The sequence below is a fragment of the Sphingomonas sp. M6A6_1c genome (assembly GCF_053345135.1).
The window spans coordinates 511941-522958 of the sequence record NZ_JBKEZO010000003.1; the positions used below are offsets into that span (position 1 = coordinate 511941).

General features: G+C 67.1%; 7 protein-coding genes and 1 tRNA gene. 4 read left to right on the plus strand and 4 right to left on the minus strand.

Annotation, left to right across the window (positions count from 1 at the left end; genetic code table 11):
- The first annotated feature begins 78 nt into the window (after positions 1-78).
- Positions 79-864: a DUF3108 domain-containing protein gene (locus ACLBWH_RS08505; protein ID WP_447798178.1), complete on the plus strand. Its 786-nt coding sequence runs from the start codon at positions 79-81 to the stop codon at positions 862-864.
- Here ACLBWH_RS08505 and ACLBWH_RS08510 read toward each other — a convergent pair.
- Positions 861-1751, minus strand: coding sequence for a PAS domain-containing protein (locus tag ACLBWH_RS08510; RefSeq protein WP_447798180.1), 891 nt, complete (start codon positions 1749-1751; stop codon positions 861-863). The genes ACLBWH_RS08505 and ACLBWH_RS08510 overlap by 4 nt on opposite strands.
- 177 nt (positions 1752-1928) lie before the next feature.
- Between ACLBWH_RS08510 and ACLBWH_RS08515 the strand changes: the two genes are divergently transcribed.
- Both ACLBWH_RS08515 and ACLBWH_RS08520 read left to right on the plus strand, forming a co-directional pair.
- A tRNA-Thr gene (locus ACLBWH_RS08515) sits at positions 1929-2004 on the plus strand.
- Between the two features lie 172 nt (positions 2005-2176).
- A complete protein-coding gene (locus ACLBWH_RS08520) occupies positions 2177-3103 on the plus strand; it encodes a crotonase/enoyl-CoA hydratase family protein (protein ID WP_447798182.1) in 927 nt (308 codons plus the stop codon).
- Between the two features lie 11 nt (positions 3104-3114).
- On the opposite strand, the gene ACLBWH_RS08525 is transcribed toward ACLBWH_RS08520, so the two are convergent.
- Positions 3115-5088 carry a putative bifunctional diguanylate cyclase/phosphodiesterase gene (locus ACLBWH_RS08525; RefSeq protein ID WP_447798184.1) on the minus strand — a complete coding sequence of 658 codons (1974 nt, stop codon included), beginning with the start codon at positions 5086-5088 and terminating at the stop codon, positions 3115-3117.
- A 467-nt stretch (positions 5089-5555) separates the two neighbouring features.
- Here ACLBWH_RS08525 and ACLBWH_RS08530 point away from each other — a divergent pair, with 467 nt between their 5' ends.
- Positions 5556-6656: a diguanylate cyclase domain-containing protein gene (locus ACLBWH_RS08530; RefSeq protein ID WP_447798187.1), complete on the plus strand. Its 1101-nt coding sequence runs from the start codon at positions 5556-5558 to the stop codon at positions 6654-6656.
- Between the two features lie 3 nt (positions 6657-6659).
- On the opposite strand, the gene ACLBWH_RS08535 is transcribed toward ACLBWH_RS08530, so the two are convergent.
- Together ACLBWH_RS08535 and ACLBWH_RS08540 are read right to left on the minus strand one after the other, a co-directional pair.
- Positions 6660-8300 carry a Na+/H+ antiporter gene (locus tag ACLBWH_RS08535; RefSeq protein ID WP_447798189.1) on the minus strand — a complete coding sequence of 547 codons (1641 nt, stop codon included), beginning with the start codon at positions 8298-8300 and terminating at the stop codon, positions 6660-6662.
- A 163-nt stretch (positions 8301-8463) separates the two neighbouring features.
- Positions 8464-11018: TonB-dependent receptor (locus ACLBWH_RS08540; RefSeq protein ID WP_447798191.1), on the minus strand; the 2555-nt coding region annotated here is incomplete at its 5' end.

Below are 11018 nucleotides of genomic sequence, written 5' to 3' on the forward strand. Positions count from 1 at the left end.
GCAGTGCGAAAATAACGCGTGCGAGCAACTTTATGTGTGGTAGCTTTATAGAACACCAAAGAGCTGGATGGGGCCCTGATGGAAACGCTGACGATGTTGTGCTGTTCGGTCGCGATCCTCGCTGTGCCGGCAATGGCGAAGGATACGGGCAGGGAGGTGGTGGTACGGGTCGGTGCGCCGCTGGCGCGTGCGGCGTTGCTCAAGCCGGGGACGCAGCGCTACTTGCGCTATGTCGTCAAGGACGGGCATCGTACCGCGATCGACATCTGGTCGCGGACGGTCAGTTTCGAGACGCGCGACGGGCGCCGGCTGGTCCGTGTCGCGCAACTCTGGGACGGGGCGGGGCCAAACGGCAGCGTCCGCCGCGAGGACAGCCTGATGGAGGCGGGGACGATGCGCCCGATCGAACAGGTCCGCACCACATCGCGCGACGGCGTGACGAAGACCGCCGCCTATCGCTTCGACGGCGCGCGGGTGACGGGGATCGCCGATCGCGCCGACAACGACGCCAAGGACTTCGCGATCGCGGGCAGCGAGCCGCTGTTCAACTTCGTGCCCGACAGCGAATGGTTCCAGCAATTGCCGATGGCGGCGGGGACCAGCTTCGTCGCCAGCCTCTACGATCCCGGATCGGGCAAGCCCGACCGCTATCGCTTCACCATCGCCGGCACGGCGCGGATCGCCGGCCCCGACGGCAAGCCGATCGACTGCTGGCTGATGACCACCGATTACAACGCACCGGAGCACGGGGTGACGCGGATGTGGTTCGCCAAGACGACGCAGGCGATGATCCGGCAGGAGGGCGATGCCGGCCCGCGCGGCCATTTCGTCAAGACGTTGCTGCCGCCCGAAGCGGACGACTAGGCGCCGGGCAGGCGGGCGATGCCGTCGATCGCCTCGTCACCGGCGACGCGCTTGATCACGTCGAGCGTGCCGTCGGGACGCGCACGCGCGAGCAGCACGACGAATTCGTCCGCGTCCGCACCGATCGCAACGGTGCCGATCGCCGGCAGCGTACGCCATGCGGCCATCGCGCTGGCGCGCGCCGCGGTGGCATCGTCGGCGAAGGGCGCGGGGGGCAGTTGCACCATCTCCAGCCCGCCGCTCGGCCCGTCCGCCCAGATCGGCGTGGCGACGGGCGCGCGCGGTGCGGCGCGGACGGCCGCGTCGAGCTCGGCGTCCAGCGTCGCCTGCGTCGCGTCGTCGACCATCTCCTTCCAGTTGATCACGCCATAGATGAAGTCGATCGCCTCGCCGTCGGACGAGAAGGGCATCAGGATGCCGCGATACAAAGTGGTGCGACCGCGCGTGCCGACGAACTCCGCCTCGAAACCGATCGGCGCACGATTCGCGATGATCTGCAGATAATGGTCGGTCAGCCGCGACAGCAGCGACCGGCCCGGCACGTCGGCGATGCGGACGATATCGGTCTCCAGCCCGCATTCCCGGCGCAATCGCTCGCCGAGGAAGGCGATCGTCGGATCGTCGATCCCGTTGGTGAAATCGATGAGGACGCTGTGCGGCCCGAAGTCGATGTTCGCCGGATCGAGATCGCCGATCCCCGGATAGGGGCGCCCCTTCAGCAGCGAAACCCAATGATTATAGGCGCGTACGTGCATGCGCCGCTCGTCGCCGCCCAGATCGAACATCGCATCCCCGACGCCGCCCTCATCGACGTCGGGCTCGCCGGCCGCGTCGATCGCCTCGTCGATGTCCACCCGCTCGTCCTCGAAGCCGCGCGCGATACCCATGCCCAAACCCTTCATACACCGGGTCGCAGGACCCTGGTTCGGAACGCTTGTGCACGCTCCGTGGTAAACGGGTCGTAAAGCCGGCAAAGCGAAGATGCAGGGCGGTTGGGCGCTTGTCAGCGGCAATCCGACCTGTTAGGCGCACCCCCGAACGGCGTTACACCCGTATCACCCCGTGCCGCTTTAGCTCAGCTGGTAGAGCATCGCATTCGTAATGCGGGGGTCACAGGTTCGAGTCCTGTAAGCGGCACCATTTCATACAATCCACCCGATACCGTCCGTCATCCGCCGTCGAAGGCGGTACCGGCTTGGCGTGGCCGTTCCGTGGCCGTTGCCGCCATTCCTTATCCATCAGCCGCTTAGCGCGGCGTTTCGACGTAGACTCCGGCCGCAGCACCATGCTGTACGTGCAGAAGGACGTCGTCATGACCCTCGAATATCCTCCCGTCGTACCCGCTCGGCGGATGACCCACTATGGCCCGGTCGAGGCCGACATCTCCCATCAGCCGGTCGAGCGTGCCCCGTTCGACCTCACCGATCTGGAGACCGCGTTCGATCCCGACCTCGGCACCTTGTGGACCTATATGCGGCAGCGCAGCCGGCCGAGCTTCAACCCGGAGCTGCTCGCCGCGTTCGATCAATGGCAGGACGACATCGTCGCGGCGCATGGCTCGGGCGCGATGCCGATCCGCTATCTGGTGCTCGGGTCGCGCTTTCCCGGCGTCTTCTCGCTGGGCGGCGATCTCGACCTGTTCGCGACGCACATCCGGCGCGGCGATCGCGACGCCCTGGTCCGCTACGGCCGCGCGTGCGTGCGGATCCTCCACCGCAACATGCTCAGCCTCGAACGGCCGATCATCACCATCGGCCTGGTCGAGGGCGACGCGCTGGGCGGCGGGTTCGAGGCCCTGCTGTCGTTCAACGTCGTCATCGCCGAGCGCGGGACGAGTTTCGGGCTGCCCGAAACCAATTTCGGGCTGTTTCCGGGGATGGGGGCGCATTGCTTCCTGTCGCGGCGGCTCGGTTCGGCGCGGGCCGAGCAGATGATCCTCAGCGGCCGGTCGTATAGCGCGGAGGAATTGTACGACCTCGGCATCATCCATGCGCTCGCCGATCGGGGGCAGGGGCGCGCCGAGGTGGAGACGTATATCCGCCAGAACCGCCGCCGCCACAGCGGTCATTGCGCGATCTACGAGGCGTCGCGCTCGGTCAATCCGCTGCCGCTCGCCGAGCTGGAGGCGGTGGTCGACCTGTGGGCCGATGCGGCGCTGCGGCTCACCGAGACCGACCTCAAGCTGATGCGCCGCCTGGTCGGCGCACAGTCGCGGCTGCTCGAAAAGGCGGTGGCCTGAGCCACGCGGGGTCAGGCGCGCCCGTGCGCCCTGGCCTCGCCCCCCGCCGGTCCGTCGGCGAACATGGCGCCGACCATGTTCGCCGGCATCGGCCGCGCCAGCAGGAAGCCCTGGACCGCGTCGCAGCGCGTCCGGCGCAACTGGTCGAGCTGCGCCTGCGTCTCGACGCCCTCGGCGACGGTGCGCATGCCGAGCTTGGCGGCGAGGTCGATCACCGTCTGGACGATCGCCACCGAGGCGTGGCTCTGTTCGAGGTCGGTGATGAACGAGCGATCGATCTTGAGCGTCTGGAAGGGAAATTTGGTGAGATAGCTCAGCGACGAATAGCCGGTGCCGAAATCGTCCAGCGTGGTGCGGACGCGGAGCCGGTTGATCGCGTCGAGCGCGGCGAGCGACGCCTCGATATCCTCGAGCAGCACCGATTCGGTGACCTCCAGTTCGAGCCGGTCGGCGGCGAAGCCGCTGCTCGCCAGCGCGCCCATGATCACCGTCGGCAGATTGGCCGAGCGCAACTGGATCGGCGACAAATTGACCGCGATCTTGACCTCGGCGGGCCAGCCGCTGGCGATGCGGCATGCCTCGCGGATCACCCAGCTGCCGATCGCGACGATCAGGCCGTTGTCCTCGGCGATCGGGATGAATTCCGCCGGTGAGATCGCGCCGTGGTTGCGGCTGGTCCAGCGCAGCAGCGCCTCGCACGACAGGATGCGTTCGCCGGCCAGATCGTAGATCGGCTGGAACATCAGGTGGAACTCGCCGCGTTCCAGCGCGCCCTGCATCTCGGCGGCGAGCGTGCGGCTGCGTTCGATCTTCTCGTCCATCAGCGGTTCGTAGAGGCACATCTGGCCGCGGCCGCTGTCCTTGGCGCGATACAGAGCGAGATCGGCGTTCTTGAGCAACGTGTCCGCATCGCGGCCGTCGGCGGGCGCGATGGCGATGCCGAGCGAGGCACCGACGTGCAGCATGCGACCGTTGTGCTGCACCGGCAGCTCGACCAGATCGATGATCCGGCGGCCGGTGGCGAGTGCGTCCGCCGGGTCCGCGATCGCGCAGACAACCGCGAATTCGTCCCCGCCGAGCCGCGCGACGATGCCCTCGCCGGCGAACGCCTCGTCGAGGCGCCGCGCGACGCCGGCGAGAAGCGCGTTGCCGGCGAGATGGCCGAAGGAATCGTTGATCTCCTTGAACCGGTCGAGGTCGATCCAGTGGATCGCCAGCCGCCGGTCCGCGCCGGTCAGCGCCTGCAACCGCGCCTCGAACTGTTCGCGGAACGCGGTACGGTTGGCGACGCCGGTCAGGTCGTCGCGCCGCGCCATCGCGGCATGATGCTCGGCCAGCGCCGCTTTCTCGCGCGAGACGACGGTGGCCTTGAGGATGACGCCATAGGTTTGCAGCGTGATGTCCATCATCGCGACGACGAACAGCAGGATGACGACCGCCAAGGCGATCTTCAGCGGTTCGAGCGAGACGGTCAGCCCGGCGGCGAGCGGCAGCGAGGCGAAGCACAATTGCGCCAGCGCGATCCACGGCCGGCCGGCGTTGCGCCCGGCGATCCCCGCGGCATAACCGATCGTCGTCGTCACCGCGAGCAACTGGAGCACGCCGTCGCTGCTGTTGATGAGCGTCAGCATGCCGAAGGTGCCGAGCAAGGCCGAGTAGCAGACCGCGCCGGCGCGATAGATGAACTCCTGCCGCCGCGCCCAGACGCCGGTGGGCAGGACGCGGGTGGCGCTGCGCCGCTTGAGCCGGACGGCGTCGCCGACGCGGATGCCGGCGACGATGGCGATCGCCACGGCGCAGGCGCGCATCGACGGCGTGCCGCTGACCAGCGCGACGATCGCGACGATCGCGCTGCTGGTCAGCGCACCGATCACCAGCGACTGCGGCGAGGCGTACAGCGATTCGACCAAGGTCTCGCGCACCGAGGCGGCGATCGCCTGATCGGAATGGCGCAGCCGTCTGAGGCGGGAAAGGAGACCGGTCATATGGTTACCATGCGCAACAGAAGTGTAGAAGAAACAAACAAATGCTGTCGGGGCCCTCGGCCCGTCGCATAACTGCCCGGACAAATCCGCGGAAATCAGCGGCTTACGTTCGCGGAAAGGCAGGGGAAGGGGTGTGCCGACGGCTATGGAATTCGTGTGGGTGCCGCGTCGTGCGTGCCGCCGCCTGCAATTGCTGTGGAATGCCCCGTTGCACGCCGGTGCGGTTCGCCCGCATCCGCGTAGATGTCGGCGGCGGCGCTCGTAGGTGCGGTCAATGCCGATGGCATAGTAGATTTGGATCAGACTGCCGAGGCAAGTGCTCGGGCGCGCTGGTGGCGACGCAAGATCAGACCTCACGCGGATAAGTCCGAATCAGACATTAAACTGCAAACGTACTTTACTTGCGTGAAGAGCCAATTTGGCGTGAAATTAACCCCTAATTCGTTGTATCGGGTTAGTTCATGAGTATGACGTCGCCTTCCTCCCGCCGGATCACTGCCGAGCCGGTGCGAATCGAGTTGCGCAACGCGCTGTTCGCGACGGCGCTGCCGAATGCGGTGATGACCGCGATCTTCACGGCGCTGGGGCTGAAGATCGCCGGCGATCTCAACGATCCCATCGCCTGGGGCGCGCTGACGTCCGGCGTGGTCTGCGGGACGCTCAAACTGGCACTCATCGCGGCGCACCGGCGGCGGACCGATCCGGATGCGGCGCGGCAGGAACGCTGGGCGCAGGCGTTCGCGGGGCTCAGCCTCGGTTTGGCGTTTTCATTGGGGGTGCTCGGCGCGCGCGCCTTCGTGCACGATGCGGTGCTGTTGCAGATGCTCGCGACCGGCCTGCTGTTCGGCTATTGCTCGGGGCTGGTCGCGCATACTTCGATCCGGCCGTGGCTGGCGACGGCCTGCCTCGTCTTGAGCGCGATGCCGATCGCGATCAGCTCGGCGCTGCGTGCCGACAGTCCGCACCAATTGCTCGGCGCCAGCCTGATCTGCTTCATGCTCGCCGCCTTCCAGAGCATCCGCCACCTCTATCAGGTGACGCGCCAGCATATCATCACGCGGCAGGCGATGGCGGCGCTGGCGCGGGTCGATCCGCTCACCAAGCTGCCCAACCGGCTCGGGCTGCGCGAGGCGTTCACCAGCCAGATGCGCGCGGAATACGATATCGCGATCCATTGCCTCGATCTCGACGCGTTCAAGCCGGTCAACGATCGCTACGGCCATCCGACCGGCGACGCGTTGCTGGCCGCGGTCAGCGACCGCGTCCGTTCGGTCCTCCAGCCGCACGACACGGCGGCGCGGGTCGGTGGCGACGAATTCGTCATCATCCAGTCGGGCGTCCGGACCCACGGCGAGGCGGACCTGTTTGCGCGGACGCTCGTGCGGCGGATCATGGCGCCTTATGAGATCGACACGCACCAGATCGAGATCGGCGTCAGCCTGGGCTTCGTCACCGCCGGCGGCGACGAGAGCGACCTCGACGAGCTCGTCGCGCTGGCCGATGCCGCGCTCTACCAGGCGAAGCAGAACGGCGGCGGCATCGGCCGGGCGACGCTCGCCGCGGGCTGACCGTCAGATGCGGTAGCGCGCCTCAAGCAGGTCGAGTTCGCGGATCAGCTTCTGCGCGGTGGCGCTGCCGATGGCGCGATCGCGCACCTGCTCGACCACCGCGGCACGTTCGGCCTTGATCGCGGCGAGGCGGAAGGTGCGCTCCAGCCGATCCTGCAACCGCGCCTCCGCCGAGGCCTTGGCCGAGCCGCTGCGGCTTTCGATCCGTTCGCGGTAGAGGTCCATCACCCGCGTGCCGGCGGCGGCGTAGAAATCGGCATTGCCGTCACGCTCGGCGAGTTCGTGCTGCGACCGCTCGATCGCCGAGATCGCCGCCTCCGCCGCGGCGACGCGCGCGGCATCCTCCTCGGCCTGTTTCGACGGTTCAGCCGGCATCGTCAGCCCGTTGAGCAGGATCGGCAGCGCGATGCTCGCCAGCACCAGCGACACGATGATGACCCCGGCGGCGAGGAAGATCGCGAGATCGCGGGCGGGGAAGGGGCTGCCGTCGTTCATCGTCAGCGGGATGGTGAGCACGCCCGCCAGCGTGATCGCGCCGCGCACCCCGGCGAGCGACATCGCCGCGACCAGCCGCCAGTCGGGGCTGTGCAGCGTCGCTTCGCTGTTGAGCTGCCGCCGCAACAGGGTCAGCCGCAACGACACATACACCCAGCCGAAGCGCAGCAGCGCGAGGCCGGCGACGATCGCCAGCACGTAGAGGCCGAGCCATTCCGCCCCGTGATGGCCGGTCAGCAGCACGGTCGACTTGGCGCCGGCGAGGATCGCGGGAAGCTGCTCGCCGAGCAGCACGAAGATGATGCCGTTGAGCGCGAACTGGATCGTGTCCCACACCGAATTGCGCCGCATCCGCGTCGTCGCCAGCGCCTGGCGCGAGATTTCGGCGAAGGTCATCGTGACCCCGGCCGACACCGCGGCGAGGATGCCGGAGGCGTGGATATGCTCGGCGAGCAGGTACGATCCGAACGGGATAAGCAGGCTGACGAGGATCTGCGAGCCCGGCTCCTCGCCGAACCGCCGCGATACCCATGCCTTGATGCGGGTGACGACCAGCGTCACGACGATGCCGACCGCAAGGCCGATGCCCGCGACCCACAGGAAGCTGCTCGCAGCGGAGGCGGCGGAGAAGGTGCCGGTCAGCGCCGCCGCGATCGCGAAGCGCAGGCAGACGAGGCCCGAGGCGTCGTTGAGCAGCGATTCGCCTTCGAGGATGTGCATCATCCGCTTCGGGATCGGCACTCGCGCGGCGATCGCCGACACCGCGATCGGGTCGGTCGGCGACACCACGGCGGCGAGCGCGAAGGCAACCGCGAGCGGCATCGCCGGGATCATCCAGTGGATGAAGAAACCCATGCCGATCACCGTCAGCAGGACGAGGCCGAGCGCCAGCTCGACCACCGTCGACAGATCCTTGAGCAATTCGTCCTTGGGAATGCGCCAGCCGTCCAGGAACAGCAGCGGCGGCAGGAACAGCAGCAGGAACAGCTCGGGATCAAGGTCGACGCGATACGAGGTCGACAGGCCGATCACCGCGCCGAGCAGGATCTGAACCAGCGGCGTCGGCACCGACACCGGCAGCATGCGCGACACCGCGCCGCTCATCACGACGGCGAGTAACAGGAACAGGACGATCGATACGGCTTCCAAACGGCACTCCCGGGTCAGATGGCCTTCCCCTATCTGCCTCCGTCACCGCAGGACAACCCCGTCCGCACCGTCGGCGATCGACTGGGGCGAAAATCGACATTCGAACCAAGTCCTCCCCCTGGAGGGGGAGAATTTTTCGCAAAACCCCGCCGGTCGATCCGGCCTAGAAGGTGCCGCGCAGGCCGACGAGGAACTGGCGACCCGGCTTGTACTGGGTGAAGGTCGCATTCTCGAACTGGAAGTAGGAGCGCAGCGTCGCGTTGGTGAAGTTCGCCACGTTGACGGTGAGCTGCGGCGCCCCGGCGAAGCCGAAGATCTTGTCGAGGTCGAACGACGACGAGAAGTCGTAGGTCGTATAGTCGGTGCCGTACAATGCCGCCGCCGGAATGCCGTTCTGCGCGGCGCCGCTGTTCTGCGACCCTTCGCGCGAGGTGGTCGAGACACGCAGCATGACGCCGTTCTTCTCGTAATAGCCGGTGATGTTGTAGGTGAACGGCGCGACGCCGAACGCGGTGGCGGGGCCGTTGCTGGTCTGGTCGACGATCGTGGCGTTGGCGTTGAAGCCGAAGCCGGTCACGCCGATGTGCCGCGTCAGGAAGTCGAGCGGCTGCACCCACTGGAATTCGAGGCCGTTGATCGTCAGCTTGTTGGGCACGTTGACCTGCGAGGTCACCTGTACCTGCGCGGTGTTGGGGCCGCCGCGCGCGTTGATCGCGATCTGCTGCGTCGAATTCAGCGTATCGTAGGTGATGCCATATTGCGCCAGCGCGGTGAACGGCACCGTGGTGATCGAGGTGTTGGTGAAGCCGGTGATCCCCTTGCGGAACGCGTTGAAGCTGATCACGCCCTCGCGCCCGGTATAATATTCGAAACCGAGGTCGAGATTGGTCGACATATACGGCGACAGCGCCGGATTGCCGATGTTCGCCTGGTCGGCGGACGGCGCGCCGAAGCTGACGCCGGGCAACTGCGCCGACGGATCGGGCCGGGTCATCGTCCGCGATCCGGCGACGCGCACCACCGCATGCTCGCTCAGATCGTAGGCGAAGGTCGCTGCGGGCAGCCATTTCGCATATTCGTTGCGGGTCGAGACGATGTTGACGATGTTCGGATAGCGGCTGCCGTCGGGCAGGGTGGCACCGGCTGCGGTCGTGTTGCGCGGATCGGGCAGCGACACGCGTCCCTCGATCGTCTGGATCGTGTTGACGTAGCGCAGGCCGACGTTGAAGCGCAGCGTGTTGCCGCCCAGTTCCTGCGCGCCGTTCACCGTGGCGAAGGCAGATTTGACCACTTCGCGGATCGAGCCGCCGCTGGCGCCGGTGTTGGCGCCGCCGCTCTCGGGAGAATTGTCGTGGTAGAAGTTATAGTTGCTCGCCGCCGCGAAGGCGGGGAAATCGACCGTCACGAAACCGGCGGGGCCGGGCTTGAGATAGGTCGGGACCGCGCTGTTGGGGATCAGCGACCCGCCATAGCTGACCGGGCCGCTCATCCCGGCGGTCGCGCCGGTGCCGAGGCCCGGATAGGTCGGATAGCCCGCCGGGATCACGCCCGGCGCGTTGAGGCCCTCGCACGGCGGCTGCGAATTGGGCGATTGCAACGACACGTTGGGATTGTTGCCGCAGACCGCATTCTGCCACGCCTGGCTGTTGTCATAGCCGCGGATGCGCCGCGACACGTCGTCGAACGCGCCGCCGACCTTCAGGTTGAGCGCCTTGTCGCCCCAGGTCAGGTCGCCGCGGAAGCCCTTGTTGACGTTGAGCCGGCGCTCGTCCTGGATGTTGACGCGGCTGCCGGCGTACCAGCCGAAGTTCGCGGGATCGTTGAGGTCGAGGTTGCTCTTGATGCTGGGGATGCCGCCGTCGTTCGAATACGTGACGGTATTGCCGACGCCGAGCGGCGTGGTCAGGCCGACGGTCGGGCTCTCGCGATGGAACGTCGAGCGGGCGTAATTGCCTTGGAGCGTTAGCTTGAGCTTGTCATTGATCTCCCATTCGCCGCCGGGATTGACGCTGAACAGCTTGGTTGTCTCGATATACGGGCGGAATTCGTCGAAGAATTGCGCATTGGCGAAGGTGCCGCCGGTGACGGTGCAGCCCGCGCTGCAATCCGCCTTGTCGAAGGTCAAATTGGTCGGGATCGTCGCGCCGTTGCGCACGATCCACGCCATGTCCTCGCGGATCAGGTCGTTCTTCTTATAACCGTACAGGCCGTCGACGTAGAAATGCAGCGTGTCGGTCGGCTGCCATTCGGCGCTGACGATCGCGTTGAGGCGGTCGCGCGGGCCGCGGATGTTGGCGGTGCGGCCGAGGCGCGGCAGCAGGCCGTTGTCGATCTGCTGGATCGACGCGCCGGGATTGTTGGCGAGCAGGAACGCGCTGTTGACCGTCGTGCCGGCGACGAGCCCGGCACCGGCGCCGGCCGGCACCACCGCGGGGATCGTCCAATTGCCGCCGCCGGTGCTGTTGCAGCCGGTGGTCGCGCCGCATTGCGCCGCGGTCAGCGCCGGGTTGGTATAACCGATCGTCTCGAACCCCCGCGTCTCGGTGAACAGCCGCTGCGCCGAGACGCCGGCGAGGATGCCGAACGTGTCGTTGCGCCAGCTGCCGATCAGCGAGCCGCGTGCGCCGATCCGGTCTTCGGGCGTCTGCTTGGTGCCCTGGATGTTATAGGCGAGGAACGAGGTGTTGCGGTCGAACGGCCGGGCCGAGCGCAGGTCGA

What these genes read in the sequence shown, in the direction of transcription:
- ACLBWH_RS08505 (WP_447798178.1), top strand. Translation starts at nt 79, where the DNA reads ATGGAAACGCTGACGATGTTGTGCTGTTCGGTCGCGATCCTCGCTGTG.
- ACLBWH_RS08510 (WP_447798180.1), bottom strand. Translation starts at nt 1,751, where the DNA reads ATGGGTATCGCGCGCGGCTTCGAGGACGAGCGGGTGGACATCGACGAG.
- ACLBWH_RS08520 (WP_447798182.1), top strand. Translation starts at nt 2,177, where the DNA reads ATGACCCTCGAATATCCTCCCGTCGTACCCGCTCGGCGGATGACCCAC.
- ACLBWH_RS08525 (WP_447798184.1), bottom strand. Translation starts at nt 5,088, where the DNA reads ATGACCGGTCTCCTTTCCCGCCTCAGACGGCTGCGCCATTCCGATCAG.
- ACLBWH_RS08530 (WP_447798187.1), top strand. Translation starts at nt 5,556, where the DNA reads ATGACGTCGCCTTCCTCCCGCCGGATCACTGCCGAGCCGGTGCGAATC.